This window comes from Paenibacillus macerans (assembly GCF_050565405.1).
Taxonomy (GTDB): Bacteria; Bacillota; Bacilli; order Paenibacillales; family Paenibacillaceae; genus Fontibacillus; species Fontibacillus macerans_B.
Map to the genome: position 1 here is coordinate 1 of NZ_JBNYYG010000017.1, position 24,930 is coordinate 24,930.

A 24,930-nucleotide genomic window follows, 5' to 3' on the forward strand; every position below is an offset into this window, starting at 1 on the left:
TAAACAAGCTGACACCGGTAGAGTTCCGGCGCCAGCTTGCAGCTTAAGGGCTTTTTTCAATGTCTACAAAATTGGGGCTTGACCAACTTCCATATCTTACGACATGGGGGTATCTCTTAAAGGTGCTATACAATTCCTTTTACATTTTGTATTTTAAATAACTGTAAGCCAACATTTCAATCACTACATGGTAAGTGCTGTTCAAGTTCAACATCGTCATACTGGAGGGTTCAACCTGGGTTGCAATATGGAACGTCGAATGATGAGCCAACCAATTATTCTGATCAGCGGTGATGGAAAGTATCTTTACATTTTTCAGAATAGGTGTGGTGAGCGCCTCTTTAAGCGTCTGGTTATTTCCGGACTGAGAGAAAATAATCAGCAAATCATTTTCACCCATTCTTTCAATTAGGATTTGATACAGATTGTTTTGCATGCCGATGGGAAGAACCTGCATTTCCTTGCCGATTCCTAAAAAAACCCTTTGCATTTCTGCGGCCAGAAGCTGCTGTGCCAGCCCTGTCCCGATTAAGTAAATATGTTCGCTTTCATCAAAGGCCTTGTGAATGTCATGATAATTTATATTTTTGATATGCTCCAGCGTATTATGGATACTGTTACGGATATACTCGCCAAAATCACGATGTGCCATTGAATTCTCGGAAAAAAAGTCCCCCCATTTCATGAAATTTTTCAGTTCGGTAAATCCAGAGAATCCCAACTTTTGAGCAAATCGTAATACGGAGGATTTAGAAGTCAGGCTTTTATTAGCAAGTTCGGTGATACTTAAATTCGGAATTAGTTTCTTGTTGTTCAAAATGAATTTTGCTAGGAATACGTCTCCTTCACTAAACGTACTGTACTTTTCACTGATCAGATTCTCAATTTTCATTTTAGGCTCCTTTTTAACAATCCGGAAAACTTTATTGAAACAAGGATACCATATTAAACACGTTCAGGATCTGACTCCCTTGAACATTCTTGAAATAATCTCCGAATATGTCCCCCCGGGGGCCCTTGATCCGCACATCGCTAAACTCAGCATAGCCTTGACTGACAAACAAGCCAAGCTTCCCTCGCGGGATATCGTACATTCTGGCACTCATCGCTATGTTCGCATCCACGTAAGTTTCGCAAATCGATCCGTCCATAAACACTTTGAACTCGTAAGGACGATCGGGAATAAGCTCTATCGGACGCTCCAGCTCTACCTCATAAGGGAACGTCTTCCCGCCCTCTTCCGACTGCATGATCTTCCCGCGAAAGGTAAGGCGATTCCGCTGCGGCTCCAGGGTAACAGAATAGGCCTCATCCAACGCGTCTTCTGTTCGCAGCATGAAGCCAACCCCTTGAGTCGGCCCGGAGAAGGAGACGCTGGCTGAAATCTTGCACTGCTCAGGCAGCTCTTCCCGGCTCGTGCAGCCGGCAAAGCCGTACGGCGACACGCAGGAGAGCTTGCGATCCGTAAAGAGCCAATCTCCCGTAACGCCCTGGTATTGTACGGGCAGCGGCAGCGAAAACGCCGCATCAACCGTATCCGGCACTTTGACGCCGAGCGTCCCGTCCGGCCGCTGAACGATTTCATGGACGATCAGATTCCCGCCCCAATCCCAGGTATTGTAGTCTTTGCCTCGGGATTTCGTCGGATTCCAACCGAATAAATCGTCGTTTTTCGTGGGATTCCACCCGAACAGATAACGTCTTCGCCCGTCGGACACGGATTTGGCCGCATAGAAAGCCCGGCCGTCGAAGGTATCCTCCTGAGGAGTCAGCCACGGGCCATCCAGGGAGCGGCTCATCCGGTAAAAGGTCGCAAAACGTCCCGTATAGGAGGAATAGATCAAATACCACCAATCCCCGATCTGGAATAAATCAGGACATTCATGGGCCCCTACGTGCAAATTCGGCGCATATAGAGGCTCTCGGTATTCCCGAGTTTTTAGATCCCTGGATGATAACAGCGCAGTACACCCTTTACGGTTTGTTGGGCCTTTGGCCATCGCCGCAAGCAGTATCCAGTATTGGCCCTCCTCTTCATTCCAGAACACAAACGGATCGCGCCAATCCGACAGTTCATAGATGCGGTCATCCGCGGCAAAGGTATCTTCGAGAAAGGACTCCCAGGTCTTCAAGTCGCTGCTGATCGCATGGCAGACCAACTGCTTGCCCGGAGGAAATATGCAGTAGAACATATGATAGATCCCGTCCACTTTCAGAATATGGCCGGTTCCGCCTTCAATCTTGCAGGATCCATCTTCCCGATAATCGACGAAATCCTTCGTTCCGACCAAATACCAGCCTTGGTCAAGACCCTCCCGGTAGTTTTCTCGCCAACCATGCAAATAGCGTACTCCGCATCAACTGATCAAGGGGCCCGGGAGCTCGCTCACGTATGCGCGCCGGCGCTGCACCCGTGTACGGGTGCTCTTGGGTGCTCTTCCGGCCCGCTGCCCCGACAAAACTACGGAGGATTGACTCTAACGCTGATGATAAGCACTGTTATGGCGAATCCGACGATATAAAGATTCTAACGACGCTGAGACACTCTATTGCGGCAAAAATCCATGGTTTCGGTAGCAGAAAAGCGATATAAGCTCTGTGGCAAGCGTTAAAATCGCAGAGCGATGATTTAGGGGGAAATAAGTTCTGTGGCAAGCGTTAGATGATGGAAACGATCAATTCTTTTATTGAAATTTCCTTTTCTTGTCAATGCGCATAACGACATGAGTTGCCAGGCCCGCTTTTTTGCTTTTTCTTCCGCACAGAGCAAAAGACCGCTCCGCAAATCTTATTTGATTGGCGAAGCGGCTTTCTACATCTAGCTCTTCAGTTGTTCCTCCATCCTGACTGCTTCAAGACTGCAAAAAGGACGGATAACGCGCTCCCATTGCGGCCCCTTTCGGTGAAATACGGTCGATTTCCGCTAATTCCTCCGCGGAGAGCGTCACCTCCAAGGCGCCGAGGTTTTCCCGGACCCGGTCCAAACGCTTCGTCCCGGGAATCGGAACGATCTGTTCCCCTTGCGCCAGCAGCCAGGCGAGCGCCAGTTGAGACGGCGTGCAGCCTTTTCGTTCGGCAAATTTCTCGATGAGCGCTACGACCTCCAGGTTTTTCAGGAAATTCTCGCCTTGGAAACGGGGGTAAAAGCGGCGGTAATCATCTTCGGGCAGATCGTCGAAGGTTCGGATTTGCCCAGTCAGGAAACCGCGGCCCAGTGGGCTGTACGGAACAAAGCCGATGCCGAGCTCGCGCAGCACGGGCAGCACCTCGTCCTCCACTTCGCGGCTCCAAAGCGAGTATTCCGTTTCCACCGCGGCGAGCGGGTGGACCGCATGGGCCCGGCGAATCTGGTCGGCGGTCGCTTCCGACAGACCGATATAGCGTATTTTTCCGGCCTGGACGAGCTCCGCCATGGCGCCTACCGTCTCCTCGACCGGTGTATTCGGATCGATGCGGTGCTGATAATACAGGTCGATATAATCGATGCCAAGCTGCAGAAGGCTGGCGTCAACCGATTTTTTCACATAAGCGGGGTGTCCGTGCGTTTTCAGCTCAGGTGATACAATGCCGAATTTGGTCGCAATCACCGCTTGGTCCCGTCGCCCTTTCAAGGCACGGCCGACCAAGCGCTCGTTGCCCCCGAACTTTCCTTGCATAAATTCCTCGCCGTAAATGTCGGCCGTGTCGAACAGCGTGATGCCAAGATCCAGCGCACCGTGAATAGTCCGTACCGAATCTTCGTTGTCCGGCATCATCATCGTGCCCAGACCAAGGGTCGACACTTCAAGCCCCAGGCTTCCCAGTTTTCGTTGCGTGATCGCCTTTCCCATCTGATTCCCCTCTTTCCGCAGTTTCAATTATGGATGCTGGTGCATGATCATATTCTAAAACGCGGTTCCGGGAACAGCCACCGTACGCTTATGCTAGTAACGGCAATAACAGGCTCGCAGCTTCCGTAGGCATTAGTCCGACACCGGAAAAAAGATGCATAGATGCAGATCGGGATGATCCGTCGTAAATGCCAACGAATTGATATCGTAAGCCTGAATCTGGTTTTCGCCAGGTTTTTTGTAGAAAACCCGAGTAACCTTTTTCACTTCCACGCGATGCTGCTTCCACAAGGCGGCAAAATCGGCGCTTTTCCCGGAAAGCTCATTGACGAACTGCGCGAACCACGGGTCATGGGCATATTTGTCATAGGAGGTACGGAAAATAGCCACGGAATGTGCCGCCATCTCTTCCCAGTTGATCAAGCGTTCTCGCATCTCCGGGTCGGTGAACAGCATAGCCATCATATTTTGTTGACCCCGCGGCCGCGTCGAAACATCCGCAACAAGTTCATCGACCGCACGGTTCCAGGCGAGCAATTCAGCCCGATCATTGCTGATAAAACAAGGATAAGCCATCGCACCTACGATCTCTCTCCACTGCGGTTTGACTTCCGTTGTAATGGTCGTCACCGCTTCAGGTTCATTGGCATTCCACAGCTCGAGCAAATGCGTATGCTCGTCTTGGCTTAACTGAAGCGCTTTGCCGATGCTTTCGATCACTTCCCGGGACACGGCCACTTCCCTTCCCTGCTCCAGCCACGCGTAATAGGTTGCGCTAACCCCCGCCAAAATCGCCACCTCCTCGCGCCGCAAACCTGGCGTTCGGCGCTGGCCGTACGTTCTTGTCAGTCCCGCCTGTTCCGGCTGCAGCCGGGCCCGGCGCGATTTCAAATAATCGCCCATGATTTTGGCCCGGGTGCTGTTGATGCTCTCGTTTGCGTTGTTTCCGTTCCCTTCATTTCGATTAAGCATGGCAATCCCCTCTCTTAAGGAATCATTGAAATTCCATTGAGTTCGCTCCCGGATCAACCGACTCAATGCACTTGCTTCTGCTTTTGCACCTTGCGCTGCACATGTCTTGTGCCCCATTCGTGCATCGCGTCCAAAATCGGCTCCAGGCTCCTGCCGTATTCCGTGATCGAATATTCCACCCGGGGCGGGACCTCGGGGTAAACGATCCGTTCGATAATCTCCTCTTCCTCCAATTCGCGCAGCTTTTGGGTCAGCATCTTTTGGGAAATGTCAGGCAGCTTGCGCTTTAAATCGCTGAACCGCTTCGTGCCCTCCTGCAGCAAGTACAACAAAATAACCGGCTTCCACTTCCCCACCAATATTTCCAGGGCGTCGTCGACGCGGCAAAGCTTAGGGCTTTTTTCCATAGGAAAGTCCTCCTTGGTTTCTTATAAGTAACTATACCACTTTTAAGTGCGTACTTACTAAATTTTCGTAAGTGAAATATAATAAGGGCAAGAAAACGAATCATCAGAAAAATAAGAGGTGAGGAACCTATGAACAAATACCGTATCGATCCCGGCAAAGGCCTGGAGTTTGGCATATATACCTTGGGCGACCATTTGCCCGACCCAAACACGGGGCAGCGAATTTCGGCCCAGGAGCGAGTTCGGCAAATTATTGAATACGCGAAGCTCGCCGAACAAGCGGGGCTTGATTTTTTTAGCGTCGGGGAAAGCCATCAGGACTATTTCGCGACCCAGGCGCACACGGTGGTGCTGGCCGCAATTGCGCAGGCCACGAGTAAAATCAAGATTGGCAGTTCCTCGACGATTATCAGCACCTTGGATCCGGTCCGGGCGTACGAGGATTTTGCGACAATCGATCTCATCTCGGGCGGCCGGGCGGAAATCGTGGCAGGCCGCGCCTCCAGAGTCGGGCTCTTTGATTTATTGGGCTACGATGTTCACGATTATGAAGAATTGTTCGAAGAGAAATTTGATCTTTTGCTGAAAATCAATGAACAGGAAGTCGTCAACTGGAGCGGAGAATTTCGCGCCCAGTTGCGTAATGCCAAGATTCTCCCCCGTCCGCAGAACGGCTCCATGCCGATTTGGCGGGCGGTTGGCGGAGGCCCGGCCAGCGCGATCAAAGCCGGATATGCCGGCGTTCCGATGTATATGGCACATTTGGGCGGTCCTGCTTCGGCCTTTAAACAGACGGTGGATATGTATCGTGAGGCCGCAAGCGAAGCAGGACACAACCCGGCTGAGCTGCCTGTCGCCACAGCAGGCTTCTTCTATGCGGCCGAAACCTCGCAGCAGGCGTTGCAGGAACTGTATCCCTACATCAACGAAGGCATGAAGAAGACCAACGGACAAGGATTCTATAAGCAGCTATTCATGCAGGGAGGCGATCCGCATCACATCATGAACGTCGGCAGCCCGCAGCAAATCATCGAAAAAATACTATATCAGCACGAAATGTTCGGCCATCAACGCTATATTGCCCAAATCGATTTCGGCGGCATGCCGTTTGACCGGCTGCAGCGGAATATCGAGCTGATCGGCACGGATATTTTGCCGGCGATCCGAAAATATACGAAGAAATCCTGAGGAGGCAAACAAATGAAAGTGGTTGGACTATCCGGAACCATCGTAGGTTCCAAAACGAAAACGGCGATCGACTACACGATAAAAACCATAGCCGATAAATATCCCGGCACGGAAACGGCGGTTATCGATCTGGCCCAATACCAAGTGCAGTTTAGCGACGGCCGCAATTATTTGGAATATGACGGCGATACCGGATACGTGGCGAAAACGATCATGGATGCGGATGTCCTGATCATCGGCACCCCGATTTTCCAGGCGTCGATTCCGGGAACGTTAAAGAACATCTTCGATCTGCTTCCGCAAAATGCCTTGCAAGGCAAAGTGGTGAGCATCCTGGCTACGGCGGGGTCATCCCGGCATTATCTCGTCCCCGAGCAGCAGTTAAAACCGATTTTGTCTTATTTGAAGGCACAACTGGTGCAGACGTATGTTTTTATCGAGGAAAAAGACTTCTTCCGCAAAGAAATCGTCAATGACGATGTCAAATTCCGAATCGAGCGACTGGCGGAAGATACCGTTATTTGGGCCGACACGTATGCCCGTGTTCGGGAAACGGCAGAAGCGGCCTACGATTTGTAAGAGCCGTCGGCAACGACAGCCTGGGAACGCGTCCGCCCGCCGTTTACCATCTGTGTCTACCTAATGGTTTCAATCACAAGGAACCTGCTCCTTCACGAATAATTAGCTAATACTCTTGAAAAACTTCGATAAATTAGCTAATATTATGTATATAATAGCTAATCAAGGAGTGAGGTTTGATGCGGGTTCCTTCCACCGAGATGCAAAACCACTTTGGCAAATATTTGAAATTTGCGGAAGCCCATGAGGAAGTCATTGTGACCAAAAATGGCAGAGATATCGCCAAATTGACGGCCTGTGCCGGGATCGACGAAACCATCCTTAGGGAGGAAAACGCGCTATACAGCACCGATCGTGATTGGGTAACTTATGAGGAGTTCCTCGAACTGACTGAAACTTCGGAACAGCGTTTCGAGCTCATCGATGGCATCGTCTTTAATCTGGCTTCTCCTTCGTACAAACACCAACTTGCCGTACAAGAACTTCTTGGTACGTTTTACACTTGGTTTAAAGGTAAACCTTGTACGCCGCTTACTTCTCCGTTCGACATCACGTTGGAGAAGGAAAAGTCGAATATTTGCGTGGTTCAACCGGATCTGGTCGTCATTTGCGATCAGGACCAAATCGATGATCGCGGCAAATATCAGGGTACGCCAAAGCTGGTCGTCGAGGTGTTATCCCCTTCCACCCGCAGCAAGGATTTGATCTACAAGCTCGACTTATACAGGGCATCCGGCGTGAAGGAATACTGGGTCGTCGATCCGGTGAAAGCGCAAGTCATCGTTTACGCCCTGGACGACGGTAAAATAACGGACATGACGGTCTATACGAATATTGGAGATGAGCTTGTGACCTCGCAGCTATTCCAGGGATTACAAGTTTCAATGCGTGAACTCTTCGCTTGACCGGGCAGCCGGAACCGAGGCAATAGCCGTGCACAAGCCATTTAATGAACACACCCGGGACCAATGGAAATAGGGGCCCGGGTGTGTTCGTTACCTCCAGATTTGACGCGAAGCTGCTATAAACCCGATCAGAAAAACACCGCACAGCACCGCCATAAATCCATACCCGCCAAACACGTCGTACCGGAGGGAAAAATAACCGAAGCCAAGGCCTACCAGAAGATAATGATCATGGCGGCAAGGCCCGTATAATCCGGGTTGACCGCGGCGTAGGCGAAGCCGATCACATGGACCGCCAGTACGCAGACGATCAAAGTTTGCGGTCGAAACCGGGCAATCAGCGCATGTGCCGGCAGGCTTCCGGGCAGTTGCACCAGCATGATGGCGCCGGACAACACACCGAAGAAAGCGATCAGCATACTCAAGCGTTCGGCGTATAGCTGCCAAAATTCATAGATGTAAGTTAATGCTGCGCCGGTAACCATCCCGGAAGCGATGACCAGAAGAACGCCCGGATTTGTCCGGAAGAAACGCAGGGCTTCCGTAACGTAACGCGCAAACGAAAATCCTTGTCCGGACGGTTGGCCGTCGGCTTTCGCTGCCGAATCGTTCAGCAGAAAGGTCAGCAGCAGCGCAGTTAGCGCGCTTCCCAGCGAAATCCAATAATTCAACTCCAAGCCGAACCTGCCCGCAAGCCAACTGCCGGACAAGGCTGCCAGCATGGCGGCAAGAAAGTCGCAGGCGTTCAACCGGCTAAGCCGTTTCTCGAACGATGCTGCCTTCCCTTGCCGCTGCAAAGTCTCGTAAAGCAAAGCGTTCTCCGAACCGCTGCTGGCCGAACGGCCGATCCCCGCGAGAAACACGGCCAAAGTGAAGTGCCAGAAATTCGCGGCGTACAGCAAGACCAGAAATTCGCAGCAGACCAGAACGGCACTGATCAGGAGCATTCTTTTCCGGCCCCACTTGTCGGATAACACGCCGGACGGAACTTCCAGCAGAACGACCGTCAGCGCGTAAATGATTTCGGCATAGATGACCAGCGGAATGGTCATACCGCGCTGTTCCCAGTACAGCCGCTAGATCACGTACGCCGGAATGAGGCTGGAGCAAAATCGAATCGCATACAGCAATTGAATATTATGCCTGTCTTTCACGGGAGCACCTCTTTCGTATCTAATGGGCTTGTTATCGCTCAATTAGCTTGGAGGCGCTCGGGGCGGCCGGGCAAATCCGAATTAACAAAGAGGTCTTGCGATAGCTGACATCGGCAATGGGTCTCCTTTACACTTCGATTTATTGATTTCATCATAAATCCGAAATCGAGCCACGGTCAAATGACCTGCCCTGCTTCTATAAACTCTTCGATTCGGTCCTCACCAGCAAAGCATAAACAACCGATCCATATGGACCGGTTGTTCGCGTTTCTGCATCAATATCCGCTTCGGCTTCCGCCTTACATCGGCTGAGCCGTAGGCCGGATCACGATCTCGTTCACCGACGTATCTGCCGGTTGATCGATGGCGTAGGCGATCGCTTGGGCAATGCGGTCGGCAGGAATGCTCAAACTGCGTATCATCTCGCCCATTTGTTTCACCTCCGGGCTGGTGACGGTGTTCAGCAATTCCGTTTCGACCATCCCCGGAGCAACGATCGTGGAGCGGATCCCGGATCCCGGGGACTCCTCCTGGCGAAGCCCCTCCGCAATTGCGCGGACGGCGAATTTGGTCGCGCTATAGACCGACGAGGTAGGGCTTACCGTATATCCCGCTACCGAAGACACGTTGATGATGTGCCCCGACTTCTGTTCCCGCATGATCGGCAGTACGGCGGCGATACCGTAGAGCACGCCTTTCACGTTCACGTCGATCATTTGATCCCAATCCTCGACGCGCAGCTCGCTTAGCCGCGACACCGGCATGATGCCGGCATTGTTCACCAGCACGTCCACCCGACCATAACGTTCCAGCGCAAATTGCGCCAGCTTCTGCATGTCCCCGGAGGAAGCCACATTCGCCTGGAAGGAAGCCGCTTCTCCCCCCGCCCCGCGAATTTCGCTCACGATTTGCTGCAGGCGCTCCTCTCTTCGCGCAGCCAAGACCACCTTTGCGCCGTTCGCGGCCAATAGCTTGGCCGTGGCTTCTCCTATGCCACTGGAGGCTCCAGTAATAATGACGACCTTCGATGTTAGGTTTTCCATGGCGATACACTCCTTTTAGATATTCAATTTAGGCGCCTTTTTATTCAACTCGTGTTGATTATCTGACGTCCGTTGATTATCATTATAGAGAGGTCCGAAAGGAAAACAATCGCTAATCCGCGCGCGTTTGTGGCATACTCAACATCCGGCGCGAAATTGTTTATTAACGAGAAGGAGGCCATGCCAACATGGAGACCCCGACCAAAATCGACCGCCGCATCGTCAGAACGAAAGAGGCGATCACCAAAGCGTTCCTGGAGCTTTTTGCCGAAAAAGATCTCGAACACATCACCATCAACGACATCGCGGACCGGGCCAACGTGAACCGGGGAACCGTCTATTTGCATTACAGCGACAAATACGACTTGCTCGACAAGCTGATCGATGACCATTTGAACAAGCTGATCCATTTTTGCGATCCCCATGGGGAAACGCCGTTGGTGGGAGAACTTTTGCCGGTATTCGCCTACATTCGGGATCACTTCCTGTTCTTCTCCGCCATGCTCTCCACCTCGAGAGCCGCTCTGTTCCGCCAACGCCTCATGGCGTTCGTGGCGGTCAACGTCAAAGAGAAACTCGATCGGCGCACCCCGCATTCGGAGATCGACGGCGAGCTGAACGCGCAATTCATGGCTTCGGCTTTCGTCGGCACCGTGGAGTGGTGGATTCAGCACGGCATGCCGCACCCGCCGGAGTTTATGGCCGACCAGCTATGGAAGCTGTTCGAGAAAAACGAGGTTTATCCTGCGCGAAAATAACCCGGCGACACCTATCTCATCAGCTCGTTATACGGCTTTCAATCGCGGATCCGGCACAGACTCAAACTCCGGTTCCGCCGAGCCCAGCAAATTCTCCGCGGACAAAATCCGGTCGAACATGCCGAACACCGCTTCCGCGTCATACAAGCCGTCCAGTACGCCCAGCTCCATCATCAAGCATCCGGATAGCGACGCGGAGGTCAGCAGAATCGACTGGTTTTTGATCGAAAAATAGACCGAATCGACCCACTCCTCAAAAATCGGATACGACAGCACCCCCAAATTGGAGTAGGTCATCGTAAAATTCCACAAAGGGAACCGCTGGGGCATCGGTTTCATGCTCAGCTCCAGGCACTGCTGCTTGTACTTGCGAAACGAATTCGAGAAGGAGGCAAAGAAGAGCGCCAATGCATAGGGAACCCCCCGCTTAAACCATTTGAACGCCCCCTTCACCTGCTTGGCCAAATCCCCGCCGCGAAAAAACTGCATCGGCAGGCTGGCCACATAATTGCCGTGCGCCGTTTCCGGCGAGTACGGGTGCAAAAGCTGCAAATCCATCGGCATCGAAACGAATACCCGCTTCTGATCCGGCGCTTGCTCCAGCAGGCCCGCCGTCAACTGGCAGCAAAGGTATTCGGTCAACGTCATGCCTTTCTCCCGGCAGCGCCGCAAAATCGCTTTCGTCTCCTGTTTGCCGAAACGATACGGCTTCTTCACGTAACGGCCGCCCGGCAACGGCAGCTCGCCGCCGCTCAAATCGACCGTATCCCCGGGACGGGGCGCTTTCCCGTACGCCTTGGCGATGAACCCCAGCACGAACGCCGGCATCCACAGAAAGGCGGCGATTCTTTTTTGCAGCCGCAGCAGCTTCTCCTGCCACCCGCCGCTCTCCCCCGCAGAACCCGGCTTGGCTCTGCTTTCCCCCGCGTAATATTCCAGCCACCGCCGGATCCAGTACACCAGGCTTAACCCGTTCGCCAAGGCATGGTTCAGCGAGAACATGATCGTAAACTCGTCGATCCGAAACAGATGGAAAGGCAGCCGGGCATTGGTCGGGGCATACTGCCCCAGTACCTCTTCCTCCGTGTAAAAACGCGACAACAGCACCATCTCGTCGTTCAACAGCTTCTCCAGCTCTTCGTCCGTGAAACGTCCCCATTCGAACGTATCTTGGCCCGGCAGCTCCACGCGCTTGGACTGCAGCATGGGATGATCCATAACCAGCTGGCGGTAGCCGGCAAATAACCGGTCGTAGGCGATGGCCGTTTTGAATGTGACCGTGGCGATCATGCTGTTGCCTCTCACAAACGGCTCCGTACCGAAAAAATAAGTGCTTGCCAATTTGATCGCATTCATGAATGCTTCCTCTCCTCTCGCTGTCCTGCTTCCATAAACCCGACCCGGCGGCAATGCTCCAGCATGAGCTCCACCTTGCGCCGATCCAGCCTGGACCATTTGAACCCGAGCGCCTGAAGCAGGCGGTCCGTCTTCCGGTTCTGCACCAGGAACAACGTTTTGCTTGCGCCTTCGAAAAAGACGTTGGAATGCACCAGGATCCGCGTGACCTCCTCCTGGGCCTCCGGCTCGTCGTAACGGTCCAGCATATACCCGGCGAACGCCTCCACCGGCATCGTATCGACGCTGACCCCCGCTTCGCCCAGCAGGCGGGCAAATGCAAGCAAGTTCACCTGATAGCCGTTAAAGAGATGGTAGGTTTCGTCCTGCAAATGCATCCGGTCGAACAGCAGCACCACGGCTTCCGCCACCTGGTCCACGAAGGAGAAATTCAACGTTTTGTCGCGGATGGCCGGGAACCGGCCAAGCTTGATCAGCGACTTCACCAGCGCGTAAAAGGCGTTATCCCCGATATTCTCCTGAAATATCCCCGAGCGGGAATCGAATACCAGGTTTCCGACCCGGAACACATTGGCGGTTATCCCTTGCTCCCGCGCTTCCGCAATCCGCTTCTCGGCTTCCAGCTTGGTCATCACGTAATAGTTGTCCGAGCTCTGCCCGACATTGCAATCGTATTCGGTGAACACGAGGCTGCCCGCGCCTTCGACCCAGCCGCTGCCGACGCTGGTGGTGGATATGAAGTTATAGGCTTTCGGCTTCCCGGTACGGACAAACTCGATCAGCCGCTCATTGCCCTCCACGTTCACCGCGTGGAATTCCGCGTAATGCCCGAAATGCTTCACGTTCGCGGCTGAATTGATGACCGCATCAACGATGTCCGCCAACTCCGAATAACGCTCCGGGCTGAGTCCCAACCGGTCCTGCGTCAAATCCCCGCTGTAGACGTGCAGCCGGTCTTCAAGCCACGCTTCCCTCCCGGCGAACGCGTCGCCGAAATGGAATTCCAGCTTCGCCAGCACCCGTTCCCGCGCCTCGCGGTCGCTGTTTCCGCGCACCGGCACATGAATCGCGTAATCCGTCGATTGCAACAGCCGGTGCAAGATGTGGATGCCCAGATAGCCGGTGGCCCCGGCCAGCAAAATATGGCGATAGCCCGCTTTCGCGCCGAAATCGAGATCGTCATACCGCCGGTTCCGCTCCCGGTAATCCCGCAGCGCGTCCCGGGCCGGGCTATCCAGCGCCGAACCGCCTTGTTCCCTGGACGCGGCGGCTTCCTGCATCGCGCGAATCACTTCCTTCAACCGGTCTTTAGAATAGCGAATATGCTCGGCCAGCGCGCGAATCGTCGGGTACTGGAACAGGTCGTTGATGCCGACTTCGAAATCCAGCGCCAGCCGCGAAACAACCTGAATCGCTTTGATCGAATTGCCGCCCAGCCGGAAGAAATCGTCGTCGATGCCGATCGGCTCCATGTCCAGCAGTTCCTGCCAAACCTGCCGGATTTTCCGTTCGGCTTCGGTTCTCGGCAGGCTGACGCCCAGGCCGCCCGCAATCCGCCGTTCCGGCTCGGGCAGCGCCTTTTTGTCGATCTTCCCGTTGGGCGTCAGCGGCATGGCGTCCAGCAAGCTCACAAAGGCCGGCACCATATACTCGGGCAGCTCCCGCAAAAGATATTCGCGCACGGAATCCGCCTCTGCGCCGGTCCAAGCCTGCGCCTGCGCCTCCGCCTCCGCCGCTTCCGCCGTGTAATATGCAGCCAGATACTTCTCGCCCTGCCGGTCCGTCCGTGCGATCACGACCGCCTCCCGGACCGCCGGATGCTCCTGCAGCCGCGACTCGATTTCGCCGAGCTCGATGCGGAAGCCCCGGATCTTCACCTGGTCGTCGATGCGGCCCAAGTATTCGAGATTGCCGTCCGGCAGCCAGCGCGCCAGGTCGCCCGTGCGATACATCCTTTCGCCTGCTATGAACGGGCTCTCCACGAACTTCTCGCTCGTCAGCTCCGGCCGGTGCAAATAGCCCCGGGCCAGTCCATCCCCGGCGATGCACAGCTCCCCCGCCGCCCCGAACGGCAGCAGCTTTAGATGTGCGTCCAAAATGTAAATCCGCGTATTGTCGATCGGTCGGCCGATCGGTACCGAAGAGGCGGATCGCACCTCTTCTTCGTGGTAATTCCAGGTCGTAGCGATGACGCTGTATTCGCTGGGGCCGTAGGCATTCATATATTCCGCGTGGTCCTTCCATCGCGCCGCCAGCTCCTTCGTGATGGCCGACCCGCCGGTGACGAGCTTTTTCAGCGCCGGTAGCCTGCCGGGCGCAAGCCCCGCCAAATAGGTTGGCGGCAGCAGCGCAATGGATATGCCGTTATCGTCGATGTATTTTTCAAATTTATTAATGTCGTTAATAATAGCTCGCGAAGCCAAAACCAACGTCCCGCCGCCGAGCAAGATCGTAAACGCCTCCCAGACCGAAGCATCAAACGAGTGGCTGGCAAACTGCAGCATCCGGTCCTGCTGACCCACGCCCCATCGTTCCGCGAAGCAGTGCTGAAGGTTGATCACGCCCCGATGCTCCACCATAACGCCCTTCGGTTTTCCGGTGGAACCCGAGGTATAGATAATGTAAGCTAAATCGTCGGGGCGGCCGACGGACTTTTTCGGCGTACCCATATCGCCCGCCCCGTTGTCGGCGACGACTTCCCCCGCACCGCCGCGATCCAGCTCGATGACCCGTCCGCCATACGCCCCGGAGAGCTTGTCCCGCAGATGTCTTTGCGTCAGCAATACGGCGGCGCCGCTGTCTTCCAGCATATACTGGATCCGGTCCTCGGGATAATTCGGATCCACCGGCAGATACGCCCCGCCCGCTTTCAGCGTTCCGAGCATGCCGACAACCATCTCCGGCGAACGCTCCGTCATCAGCGCCACGATGCCGTCCCGCTGCACGCCCTGCGCTCGCAACGCTTGCGCCAGCCGATCGGCCCGTTCATTCAGGTCCCGATAGGTGAGCGCCTCATCTCCGAACACCAGCGCCGGATGATCCGGCCGCAGCTCCGCCTGCCGCTCGAACATACCGTGAATCGTTTGCTCCCGCGCGTATGCCGCTTCCGTCCGGTTAAAATCATGCAGCTGCTGCCGCCGTTCTTCCCCGGAGACGATCTCGAGCTCTCCGATCAGGATGTCCGGTCTCGCAATTACCTGGCTAACGATGAGGCGTAGTTGGCCGGCAACGCGCTCCATCAGCCCCTGATCGTATACGCGGCGGTTGTAGCGGAATTTGATCTTCAGCCCGGCTTCCGGCACCACGATCAGATTGAAATCGAAGCTGGTCTGCTCCGAAACCCGGGCGGAAAGAAGCCGGATTCCCCCGCCGCCGTCGTTCTCGACATCAGACAGCGATGCCGATCCGCGCGTTTCCTGGCTTTTTACGGCTTCCTCCAGCGGATAGTTTTCAATGGCTACCAGGGTTTGCACCAGATTAGCCCCCAAAGCGGTCCGCGATTGGATGTCCGCCAATAAATCATAATGATGCGGCTCCGAAGCGAGCGCCTCCTCTTGCAGCCCCGTAACCAGGCTCGAGAAGCTCATCTCCTTGCCGGCGCGGACCCGTACGGGAACCGTATTGATGAAGAGGCCAACCATCTCTTCCACGCCGGGGAGCTCCGCCGGTCTCCCGGAAACGACCGTGCCGAACACCACGTCCCGGGTGTTATTGTACCTTTGCAGCACAATCCCCCAAATCGCCTGCAGCACCGTGCTTAACGTGGCGCGGTTGGCGCGGGCGAGCTCCTCCAAACCGGCCTTCTCGTCCGCATCGATCGAGAAATCGTATTCCTCCTGGGCGTAAGCCCGATCATCAGCCTCGCTGCGGCATTTCGGCAGCAGCGCCGGCTGCTCGTATTCGGCAAGGTACTCGTCCCAGTACGTGGTCGATTCCTGATCCTCCCGGCTTTCCAGCCACTGGGTATAATCGCTGAACGGGCGAACCGGACTTACTCTCGGTTCGCTTCCCTCCCGCAAAGCGCGGTACCCTTCCAACAGCTCCTTGAACACGATGCCCAGGCACCAGCCGTCCATCACGATATGATGGAAGCTCCAAATAAGCCGGCATGTATCGGTGCTCGTTTGAATCAAGGCGACGCGAATCAGCGGATCCCGCAAGAGATCGAAGCCCCGTTCCTTGTCCTCCGCCGCATAAGCGGACAGATACGCTTCCCGCTCCGTTTCGGCCAATCCGCAAATATCCGCATGGAAGATGTTGGCGGGCCTGTTGCGGAGTACGACCTGAACCGGCTGCCGCACCTTTTCGTGCACGAACGCCGTGCGCAAGATATCGTGTCTTTGCACGATCAGCCGGAACGCACGGTCAAAAAGGTTCGGATCGATGCGGCCCTCCAATTCCAAGAAGGCTTGTTCGAAATACGCCGCCGAAGCCGGTTCGCGCAAGGAGTGGTACAGCATCCCCAGCTGCATCGGGGTCAGTGAGTAGATATCGGCGATTTCGGGAGCCAGGCTCCCCATCGCGCGGTAGACCCCATCCACTTCCGCCGACGTCACCCGCTTGGAGCTGACGTCGCTGGCCGTCAGCTCCGCGTAACCGCGGGACGCGCAGTGGTCGATGATTCGCAGCAGGCTGCGCTTGAAACCTTCGGCCACCCGATGCAGCGTAACGGCTTCGAGCTCGCCTTGGTGGTAAGCAAAGCGAAGCTGCAGTTTGCCCCCGGTTACGCGGCCGACGATATCCAGGACGTAAGGACTCGGCATATCGGGGGATACGGCCGCCCCGGTCGAAAGCCCGGACAACGCAAAGACCCCGGCAACTGGCTCCTCATCGAATTGCCCCAGGTAATTGAAGCTGATCTCCGGCTGCAGCCGGAACCGCAAAAGGCCTTCCTCGCGCACGAATCGACGGTATTTCAGGATCCCGTAACCGATCCCTTTGCGCGGAATGCGGCGCAGGCTTTCTTTGACCGCTTTCAAGCGATCTCCTGCGTCTTCGCTGCCGCCCAGATCCAATACGACCGGATACTGCGCGGTAAACCAACCGACTGTGCGGCTGACGTCAAGCTCGGGCAGAATCTCTTCGCGGCCGTGCCCCTCAAGGTTGATCAGCGCTTGCGATTCGCCCGTCCAACCCTGGATGGCCTCGCCTAACGCCGTCAGCAAAATATCGTTGATCTCCGTGTTATAGGCCCGGTTAGCGTCTTTCAGCAGCTTGGCGGTTTCGGTCTCGTTCAGCTCCGCGTCGAAGTAGTCCAAATCGCCCACCCTTCTGGCTTCCACCGGATGATTCTTCGGAATCGGGAGGATTTCCATCTGCTCGAGCTCCCGCCAATAAGCGATTTCGTCCTGCAGATTGGCGCTGGCGGCATACGTTTGCAGCGCTTCCGACCAAGCCCGGAAGGAGTCCGTTTTGTCCCTGAATCGGATCGCTTCTCCGGTCTCGGCCTGCCGATAACCCGACGCCAAATCCTCGAACAGAATCCGCCAGGATACGCCGTCAATGGCCAAATGATGAATGCACAAGGCTAAATAATCGCCCTCGATCGTCCGGTACAACCCGGCTTTAAATAGCGGTCCTTGCCGTAAATCGAAGCCGGTTTGCAGGCGGTCCGCCGCATCCTCCACCGCTTCGGCGACAAGGCTCGTCCCGGTGAAATCCCGTACCTCCAGGGAATAGAGCTCCCCGTCATCATGGATTCCCCGATTGAACAACAGCGGCTCCCCCGCCTGTTCCCTCACGACGATGCGCAGCGCGTCATGGTGTTCCGCCAAACGATTCAGCACGTTTCGCAGCAACTGCTCGTCAAAGCCTTCCCGTCTATGCAGCAGCACCGCCTGGTTAAAGTGGTGCTTGGCAGCGAAGGGCTGCTCGAATAACCAGCTTTGAATCGGCGTAGGCTGAATGCTTCCGGTCACCGTACTCTGATCCGCGATACGTTCCACCGACTGGACGTAGGCGCTTAATTGCTCGATGACGGGGTGATCGAACAGATCCTTGAGCTGCAGCTTCAGCTTATGTCCGTGCAGTTGGGAGATGATCTGGATCGCCTTGATCGAATCGCCGCCAAGGCTAAGGAAGTTGTCCTTGATGCCGACCCGTTCGACCTTCAGTACCTTGGCCCACACCTCGGCCAATATATCCTCTGCGCGACTCCGCGGCGCGGCGTATTCGGCTCCAGTCCGGGCGTTCAGGTCCGGTTCGGGCAGCGCTTTTTTATCGATTTTCGCGTTGGGCGTCAACGGCATGGCATCCAATTGAATCCAATAGGCCGGCACCATGTAATCGGGCAACCCCTGCAGCAGATGTTCGCGCAAACGCTCGGTATCGAGGCTTCCCTCCGCTGGGGCCGTAAAATAGGCGGCTAAGTATTTCTCGCCCGCCCGGTCGGTCCGTGCGATCACGACCGCCTCCCGGACCGCCGGATGCTCCTGCAGCCGGGTTTCGATTTCGCCGAGCTCGATCCGGAAGCCCCGGATCTTCACCTGGTCGTCGATGCGGCCCAGGTATTCGAGATTGCCGTCCGGCAGCCAGCGCGCAAGATCGCCCGTGCGGTACAGTCTTTCGCCTGCCGCGAACGGACTCTCCACGAACTTCTCGCTCGTCAGCTCCGGCCGGTGCAAATACCCCCGCGCCAATCCGTCCCCCGCGATGCACAGCTCCCCGGCCGCGCCCGCCGGCAGCAGCTTTTGATGCGCGTCCAATATGTAAATCCGCGTATTGCCGATCGGGCGGCCGATCGGTATCGAGAAGGCGGATCGCGCCTCTTCCTCATGGTAAGTCCAGGTCGTGGCAATGACGCTGTATTCGCTGGGACCGTAGGCATTCATATATTCCACGCGGTCCTTCCACCGCGCCGCCAGCTCCTTCGTGATCGCCGACCCGCCGGTGACGAGCTTCTTCAGCGCCGGCAGCCTGCCGGGCGCAAGTCCCGCCAGATACGTAGGCGGCAGCAAGGCTATCGTGACTTTATGTTCGTTGATATACCGTTCAAATTCATGAAGGTCGTTGATGATTTCCCGAGCGACCAGCACCAACGTTCCGCCGCCCAGCAAGACCGTAAACGCCTCCCAAACCGAGGCGTCAAACGAACTGCTGGCAAATTGCAGCATCCGTTCCCGTTCGCCTACGCCCCACTGTTCCGCGAAAAAATGCTGGAGATTGACCACGCCCTGATGCTCCACCATGACGCCTTTCGGTTTCCCGGTCGAACCCGAGGTGTAGATAATGTAGGCCAAATCATCGGGGCGCCCGACGGTTTTCTTCGGCGTGCCCATATCGCCGGCCCCGTTGTCGGTGACGACTTCCCCCACAGCTTCGCGATCCAGCTCGATGATCCGTCCGCCATACGTCCCGGCGAGCTTGTCCCGCAGATGACTTTGCGTCAGCAATACGCCGGCGCCGCTGTCTTCCAGCATGTACCGGATCCGATCCCCGGGATAATTCGGGTCCACCGGCAAATACGCTCCGCCCGCCTTCAGCGTTCCGAGCATCCCGATCACCATATCCGGCGAACGCTCTGCCATCAGCGCCACGATGCCGTCCCGCTGCACGCCTTGCGCGCGCAATTGATCTGCCAGCCGGTCGGCGCGTTGATTGAGTTCGCGGTAGGTCAGCTCCGTCTCCCCGAACACCAGCGCCGGATGGTCCGGCCGCAGCTCCGCCTGCCGCTCGAACATGCCGTGAATCGTTTGCTCTCGCGCATATTCCGCCTCCGTCCGGTTGAAATCGCGCAGCAGCGCGTCCCGTTCATCCTCCGGCAGGATTTCCAGCTGCGACAGCGGGGTTTCCGGTTGTTCCATCGCTTGCTTGAACAAATGGTTAAAGTGGGAGATCACCTTCTCGATGGAGATGAACTTCTCGAACGCCTTGATCCGATAGTCGAAATTGACCGTGACGTCGGCCGCCCCTTCATGTCCCCAGATCAGGAGGGTTAGCGCATTCCGTTCGTGGTGGTGCGTCATGCTGACGCTGCGGCATTCGGCGTGATCGAACTTGTGGCGCATCTCCTGTTCCTCGAAGGATAGCGAAATATCGAACAGATTGCCTTTGTCGTTAACGTTCTCGTACACCGCGCGGTAGATTTCCCCGAACGATATTTTTTGATGGCGGTAGCACTGCATCAGCTCTCTCTTGATCAGCTTCATCAGCTCTTTGAAGGTCAAGTCCTGCCCGGGACTGATCCGCAGCGGCAATACGTTGGCGAAATGCCCCAAAGTTTGCTTGTATCTCGCGTGGCCCCGGTTGAATACCGGCACGCCGATCACCATCTCGCTCCGCTGGCACACCCGGCTGAAATAGACGAACAGGAGACCCAGGAAATAATGGAACGACGAACACCCTTCCTCTTCGCAAAATTCAATCATCCCGTTATAGATATCCTTCGGAATCGTCAATATCAGCCGATCGCTCCAGAGCGCGTCGCTTTCCGCATCGTCCTCCCCGTCCATGCCCCGGCTGAGCAATGGCTCGGGTAGGGTTTCGAACCGACTTTTCCAAAACTCCCGGTCCTTCGCAAAAACCGCCGAATCCAGGTACTGCCGGTTGTCCGCGATAAAATCGGTATACGCATAACACGTTCGGTCGATATGCCCGCCTTGCGCCAGCGTATTGTAGTTTTCGAACATTTGCCCGAACAGCAGCGCAAATCCCCAGCCGTCGATGACCATATGGTAAACTTTGAGCAGAATGTAATATGTATTCGCATCGCCTTTTAATAATACAAATTCAAAAAATTGCGGCTCCGACTGAATCGGCTTAAGAAACTCCCGCTTCATCCACTCGACGCACGCCCGATTCGGCTTGTCCCGCTGCGAAAAATCATGGAACGGAACCGTGTAATCCACTTCCGGCCGAATCGCTAAATAAGGTTCCCCCTGACGGTCGACCAGACGGGCTCTCAAGGAATCGTTCTGGCGGATCAGCAACCGGATGGACGCATTGAAAATCGACGGGTCCATCTCCCCCTTCACCTCGATGTAACCGCCCAGATTGTAGATCGGCTTGTCCGGGTACATGCACTGCTCAAGCCAGATATCCTTCTGATAAGCACTTAAAGGGTGCTCCTCCACGCTCACCATGTTCGTGTCCATACCATTTCCCCCTGTCATCATTAAGCTGCTAAATAAGCGACGCCGATGGTGTTCCCGGTCCTTTTTCCCGCACAAAAAAAGATGTCCATTCCCCATATGAACATATCAGGAAAAGACATCGCACCCTGCCCTGTTTCCTTCGGCAACCTGGCAATCATGGCTGGGACCCCAGCTTTAGACCCATGGCTTTGTGTCCGCCGCTTTCGCGGCGTTTACGAGTATCGGGATTACTACAAAACTATTCATTTGCATTTTTATGCATATGTCGCTATTTAGCTTCATACCTACATAAACAATTTCCAACGGTCTTGGTTACGCCATATTTGGAAAATTATTGAGAAAAGAAAGGTTAGTAAATAAAAAGACACCTATCCGAGAAAAAAACTCGAACGGTGTCGTATGAAAAATGGGCGTGATTATCACACCCTCCAAATTTCTGTTTTTAATGCGGAAATCGGCAGCTTTGATTCTATATCAAAAACCGCCGATTGGCTCATCTATGCAATTTTAGCGCAAAACTAACCCTCTGCCAAAACTGCGGTTTTTTTTATTTGCCACAGGGCAGATTAGCAATTTTTTAAAATCTGAAACAACTTAAAGTTCTTTACATTTATATAGTTTATTGCAAAAGCTGTAACAAAACACATTCATAAAAATTGCAACAACAATCACGCAAATCAAAAGAGGACTATTCATTAAATAGTTGTATAAAAAGGCCATAAGGGCCATATACGGAAAAATTGAAAGCGCACCAATAATATCCGCTTTTTGAGTTTCAAACATATAGAATATTAAGAATTCTATTGGTATAAAAACAGCAATCAACAATAGCCCAAAAGGAAGAATATGCGTTTGAACAACTGCAAACATTTCAGGCTTTATAGCATGTGTTATGTTGGAAAACAAAATCAAGAGAGGTGTAGCAATTAAACAGAAAAGATAAATAATTATGCCCCTTGCCCCTATAATTGATGTAGACCTAACAGGTAGTATACTGAATAGTAACTTAGTCTTATACTTTGCGTCATTAAATGCAAAATTTCGCAAAAGTAAATAGGATAGCATCAGCAGTCCCGCAGCGTAAATGATGATATTAGCTAAATCATTGTTTACGTTGATTTGATTAAAAAACATCGGGTATAATGCAATACAAAGAAGCTGTAGCCAAACAATTTGGCTTAATGCTGAAATTTGCATTTTTGTAAAATTAAAAAAGTTTAAGCGCATTATTTGAACCTCCTTGTATAGTAGAGCATAATGTCCTCTATTGAGGGGACTTCATAAACTGTTTTGTCCGGCAGTACCTTTTTGAGTGCTGCTTTGTTATCTGTCAGCCCTTCAAAACCGTAAGAGGATTTGTTTATACCAACAAAGTAATTTTTGTAATCTGGCAATAATGCCGCAGTATCGCCTTTTACAATGGCGTGCTGATCTTTTATTTCATCCTGTTGCCCTTTCAGGATAATTTTACCGTCATATATGAAATACAAATAGTCAGCTATTTTGTCAAGGTCAGAAGTGATATGTGTTGACATCAAAACAGTTTTATTGCCCTCAAACACAATGTCTTTCAGTATTTCTATCAGTTCACTTCTCACCAACGGATCAAGACCAGATGTAGGCTCGTCCAGAATAAAAAGGTCAGCGCCATGCGAAAGAGAAAGCACAAGCGCGTATTTCATTCTCATGCCTCTGGACAAATCTTTAATCTTCTTACCCTCCGGTAATTCGAATTTTTTTATGTAGAGCTGATACGCATTATCGTCCCATGTATGGTACATGGGGGCAATCAGATTTTTCATTTTCCTTAAGGTCAAATCTTCATAAAAATGACCGTCGTCAAGAACAATGCCTAGCTTTGATTTTATTTCTAAATCATTGTTAACGCTATCCATACCCAAAACTGTAATTTTCCCATCATCCGGTTTAATAATGTTCAATATGCTTTTAATGGTTGTCGTTTTTCCTGCGCCATTCGGCCCTATGAAGCCGGTAAGTGTTCCCTTTTCCAGCGACATATTTATATCCCGCAAACTAAATTCCTCATAGCTTTTACATAGATTGCAAATTTCCAAAACCATATCCAATCTTATTCCTCCTTGCCTAATTCATCTATAATTTTTTTCAAATCTTCTCCTAAAATTCCAACAGGCTTTGCATACTCAATAATATCTGTAAGCTTTTTTTCAATTTCCACCAATCGGGTTTCCTTTAAAAGCTCCATATTTTGTGGTGCAACAAAAGACCCTTTTCCCATCATATTGATAGTAAATCCTTGCGCTTCCAAACCCTCATATGCTTTCCTTGTCGTAATAACGCTAACGTTCAAATCCTTTGCCAAGCCCCTAACAGATGGTAAAACATCTCCTTCTTTTAATTCGCCGGACAAAATAGCGGATTTAATTTGGTTCATAATCTGCCCGTAAATAGGTACTTCCGCAGAATTTACAATAATTATATTCAATATCATATCACCTCAAAAATCAACTAGTGTGTATGCACTATAAGCACAGCATAACTCGTTATCCTATCAATGTCAAAACTTCTAAAAATCAGATTTCCTGGCTCTTTGAATGGCGTACGCCGAGGAACAGGCTCGACATATCCCCCCGCTCCTGCTGAAAGTCCAGCCGTTTGAGTGCGCAGTTATATTTCTGCACGATGCCCTACACTGTAAAGATGTCGTTTTCCACCTGTTGACGGGTCGGGGCCGTGTACAATGTGGTACTTACAATTCCATTTTGTATGTGCTAAACTGTTCACATCAGATGACATCTGTATTCCTCCTGTTGTGCGATAAATTCGGTTGGCGAACCAAATTTATTGTAACACTGGGAGGAATTTTTTTTGATACATCGCTGAAAGCTCTCCCGAACCATACGCATAGCGTATGGTTTTCTTTTGACAAAAAAACTCTCAGGCTCAGCAGCCTTGAGAGTTTCTTGGCATGTTCTGCAAGAGCGCAGTGTTGCCGCTCGTAAAACGATGCGAATTTCATTTGACGTCCGCCACGGCCGGCAGTTGGAAATGACGAAGCAGCAGTGTAAACAGCTGTTCCACCATGTCGGCCGGCGAGTAAGGCATACCGCGCTTGATCCACCATTCCATCAGGCCAACGGCGGCGGAAGCCAGAAACTGAACCTCAACATCCCTGTTCGTTGCGGAAGGAATTCCGTACATTCCCAGATGATCCTGAACGCCCTGTTCCATCAAGGCCATCATGCGTTCTCTGAACACCGGGACCCCTTTGCCCGCTATCAAGGTGGAATAAATCGAGGCATTCGCCCCCAAATATTCGAAACCCCGCAGCAGCAGGTCTTTGGCGGAAACCGCCGTGACATCCCCGTCCGATAGGCAACTGTCATGCAACTGCTGTAAATACGTCTCGATGCATTGCTCCTGCAAGTCAAATTTGTCCGTGAAATGCAAATAAACGGTTCCTCGATTCACATTCGCACGCTCGGCAATATCGTTGATCGTGACCTTGTCGAAGCTTTTTTCGCCGAGCAATCCTACGAAAGCTTCCATGATCGCCTGCCGCGATTTCATGATTCTTCTGTCCATGCCGCCTCCTTGCGCCCCGTTCTCAACAAAACGAGGCCTATCTGTTGATTTATCAACAAAACCGCAATGAATTAGCGATTGA

At 53.3% G+C, this 24,930-nt stretch carries 17 protein-coding genes, 1 pseudogene and 1 riboswitch; of the genes and pseudogenes, 4 read left to right on the forward strand and 14 right to left on the reverse strand.

Translation table 11 applies throughout. The features are described 5' to 3' along the window. Positions 1-139: 139 nt before the first annotated feature. From ACQ4N8_RS12470 to ACQ4N8_RS12490, 5 genes are all read right to left on the reverse strand, one after another. A complete protein-coding gene (locus ACQ4N8_RS12470) occupies positions 140-892 on the reverse strand; it encodes a MurR/RpiR family transcriptional regulator (protein ID WP_430704690.1) in 753 nt (250 codons plus the stop codon). Positions 893-923: 31 nt separating this feature from the next. After that, positions 924-2,342, reverse strand: a complete 1,419-nt coding sequence (locus tag ACQ4N8_RS12475) for a GH32 C-terminal domain-containing protein (RefSeq protein WP_430704691.1) — start codon at positions 2,340-2,342, stop codon at positions 924-926. A 510-nt stretch (positions 2,343-2,852) separates the two neighbouring features. Then, positions 2,853-3,818 (reverse strand): aldo/keto reductase, encoded by a 966-nt coding sequence (locus ACQ4N8_RS12480; RefSeq protein ID WP_430704775.1) that lies wholly within the window; start codon positions 3,816-3,818, stop codon positions 2,853-2,855. 144 nt (positions 3,819-3,962) lie between these two features. Then, positions 3,963-4,802 carry a helix-turn-helix transcriptional regulator gene (locus tag ACQ4N8_RS12485; protein ID WP_430704692.1) on the reverse strand — a complete coding sequence of 280 codons (840 nt, stop codon included), beginning with the start codon at positions 4,800-4,802 and terminating at the stop codon, positions 3,963-3,965. A 62-nt stretch (positions 4,803-4,864) separates the two neighbouring features. Beyond that, complete coding sequence (locus tag ACQ4N8_RS12490; protein ID WP_430704693.1) at positions 4,865-5,209, reverse strand: winged helix-turn-helix transcriptional regulator; 345 nt, start codon at positions 5,207-5,209, stop codon at positions 4,865-4,867. Positions 5,210-5,338: 129 nt separating this feature from the next. Here ACQ4N8_RS12490 and ACQ4N8_RS12495 point away from each other — a divergent pair, with 129 nt between their 5' ends. The 3 genes from ACQ4N8_RS12495 (at position 5,339) to ACQ4N8_RS12505 (ending at position 7,881) form a co-directional block, all read left to right on the forward strand. Further along, positions 5,339-6,397, forward strand: coding sequence for an LLM class flavin-dependent oxidoreductase (locus ACQ4N8_RS12495; RefSeq protein ID WP_430704694.1), 1,059 nt, complete (start codon positions 5,339-5,341; stop codon positions 6,395-6,397). A gap of 12 nt (positions 6,398-6,409) precedes the next feature. Further along, entirely contained in the window at positions 6,410-6,976 is a 567-nt protein-coding gene (locus ACQ4N8_RS12500; protein ID WP_430704695.1) for an NADPH-dependent FMN reductase, read from the forward strand. Between the two features lie 179 nt (positions 6,977-7,155). Then, positions 7,156-7,881, forward strand: a complete 726-nt coding sequence (locus ACQ4N8_RS12505; RefSeq protein WP_430704696.1) for a type II toxin-antitoxin system prevent-host-death family antitoxin — start codon at positions 7,156-7,158, stop codon at positions 7,879-7,881. A 212-nt stretch (positions 7,882-8,093) separates the two neighbouring features. Here the strand turns inward: ACQ4N8_RS12505 and ACQ4N8_RS12510 are convergent, their stop codons facing one another. Both ACQ4N8_RS12510 and ACQ4N8_RS12515 read right to left on the reverse strand, forming a co-directional pair. Then, positions 8,094-8,933: an MFS transporter gene (locus tag ACQ4N8_RS12510; RefSeq protein WP_430704697.1), complete on the reverse strand. Its 840-nt coding sequence runs from the start codon at positions 8,931-8,933 to the stop codon at positions 8,094-8,096. A 401-nt stretch (positions 8,934-9,334) separates the two neighbouring features. Continuing rightward, entirely contained in the window at positions 9,335-10,078 is a 744-nt protein-coding gene (locus ACQ4N8_RS12515) for an SDR family oxidoreductase (RefSeq protein ID WP_430704698.1), read from the reverse strand. A gap of 188 nt (positions 10,079-10,266) precedes the next feature. On the opposite strand from ACQ4N8_RS12515, the gene ACQ4N8_RS12520 reads away from it, so the two are divergent. After that, on the forward strand, positions 10,267-10,836 hold the full coding sequence (locus ACQ4N8_RS12520; RefSeq protein ID WP_430704699.1) for a TetR/AcrR family transcriptional regulator: 570 nt from the start codon (positions 10,267-10,269) through the stop codon (positions 10,834-10,836). Between the two features lie 27 nt (positions 10,837-10,863). On the opposite strand, the gene ACQ4N8_RS12525 is transcribed toward ACQ4N8_RS12520, so the two are convergent. The 7 genes and pseudogenes from ACQ4N8_RS12525 to ACQ4N8_RS12555 all read right to left on the reverse strand — a co-directional run bounded on the left by ACQ4N8_RS12525 (position 10,864) and on the right by ACQ4N8_RS12555 (position 24,848). Next, complete coding sequence (locus ACQ4N8_RS12525) at positions 10,864-12,192, reverse strand: hypothetical protein (RefSeq protein WP_430704700.1); 1,329 nt, start codon at positions 12,190-12,192, stop codon at positions 10,864-10,866. Further along, entirely contained in the window at positions 12,189-21,284 is a 9,096-nt protein-coding gene (locus ACQ4N8_RS12530) for an amino acid adenylation domain-containing protein (RefSeq protein ID WP_430704701.1), read from the reverse strand. Before ACQ4N8_RS12530 ends, ACQ4N8_RS12525 begins: the two co-directional genes overlap by 4 nt. 138 nt (positions 21,285-21,422) lie before the next feature. Continuing rightward, positions 21,423-21,511: riboswitch (cyclic di-GMP riboswitch) on the reverse strand. A 367-nt stretch (positions 21,512-21,878) separates the two neighbouring features. Then, positions 21,879-22,511, reverse strand: a complete 633-nt coding sequence (locus ACQ4N8_RS12535; protein WP_430704702.1) for an ABC-2 transporter permease — start codon at positions 22,509-22,511, stop codon at positions 21,879-21,881. Next, positions 22,511-23,365, reverse strand: coding sequence for an ABC transporter ATP-binding protein (locus ACQ4N8_RS12540; protein ID WP_430704776.1), 855 nt, complete (start codon positions 23,363-23,365; stop codon positions 22,511-22,513). Before ACQ4N8_RS12540 ends, ACQ4N8_RS12535 begins: the two co-directional genes overlap by 1 nt. A gap of 8 nt (positions 23,366-23,373) precedes the next feature. Continuing rightward, on the reverse strand, positions 23,374-23,748 hold the full coding sequence (locus tag ACQ4N8_RS12545) for a GntR family transcriptional regulator (protein WP_430704703.1): 375 nt from the start codon (positions 23,746-23,748) through the stop codon (positions 23,374-23,376). A 242-nt stretch (positions 23,749-23,990) separates the two neighbouring features. After that, positions 23,991-24,059: pseudogene (locus tag ACQ4N8_RS12550) on the reverse strand (IS200/IS605 family transposase); the annotation flags it as partial. Between the two features lie 219 nt (positions 24,060-24,278). Then, entirely contained in the window at positions 24,279-24,848 is a 570-nt protein-coding gene (locus ACQ4N8_RS12555; RefSeq protein WP_430704704.1) for a TetR/AcrR family transcriptional regulator, read from the reverse strand. Positions 24,849-24,930: the final 82 nt, after the last annotated feature.

Coding starts and splice junctions, on each gene's coding strand:
- ACQ4N8_RS12470 (WP_430704690.1), bottom strand. CDS start 892: ATGAAAATTGAGAATCTGATCAGTGAAAAGTACAGTACGTTTAGTGAA.
- ACQ4N8_RS12485 (WP_430704692.1), bottom strand. CDS start 4,802: ATGCTTAATCGAAATGAAGGGAACGGAAACAACGCAAACGAGAGCATC.
- ACQ4N8_RS12490 (WP_430704693.1), bottom strand. CDS start 5,209: ATGGAAAAAAGCCCTAAGCTTTGCCGCGTCGACGACGCCCTGGAAATA.
- ACQ4N8_RS12495 (WP_430704694.1), top strand. CDS start 5,339: ATGAACAAATACCGTATCGATCCCGGCAAAGGCCTGGAGTTTGGCATA.
- ACQ4N8_RS12500 (WP_430704695.1), top strand. CDS start 6,410: ATGAAAGTGGTTGGACTATCCGGAACCATCGTAGGTTCCAAAACGAAA.
- ACQ4N8_RS12505 (WP_430704696.1), top strand. CDS start 7,156: ATGCGGGTTCCTTCCACCGAGATGCAAAACCACTTTGGCAAATATTTG.
- ACQ4N8_RS12510 (WP_430704697.1), bottom strand. CDS start 8,933: ATGACCATTCCGCTGGTCATCTATGCCGAAATCATTTACGCGCTGACG.
- ACQ4N8_RS12515 (WP_430704698.1), bottom strand. CDS start 10,078: ATGGAAAACCTAACATCGAAGGTCGTCATTATTACTGGAGCCTCCAGT.
- ACQ4N8_RS12520 (WP_430704699.1), top strand. CDS start 10,267: ATGGAGACCCCGACCAAAATCGACCGCCGCATCGTCAGAACGAAAGAG.
- ACQ4N8_RS12525 (WP_430704700.1), bottom strand. CDS start 12,192: ATGAATGCGATCAAATTGGCAAGCACTTATTTTTTCGGTACGGAGCCG.
- ACQ4N8_RS12530 (WP_430704701.1), bottom strand. CDS start 21,284: ATGGACACGAACATGGTGAGCGTGGAGGAGCACCCTTTAAGTGCTTAT.
- ACQ4N8_RS12535 (WP_430704702.1), bottom strand. CDS start 22,511: ATGCGCTTAAACTTTTTTAATTTTACAAAAATGCAAATTTCAGCATTA.
- ACQ4N8_RS12540 (WP_430704776.1), bottom strand. CDS start 23,365: ATGGTTTTGGAAATTTGCAATCTATGTAAAAGCTATGAGGAATTTAGT.
- ACQ4N8_RS12555 (WP_430704704.1), bottom strand. CDS start 24,848: ATGGACAGAAGAATCATGAAATCGCGGCAGGCGATCATGGAAGCTTTC.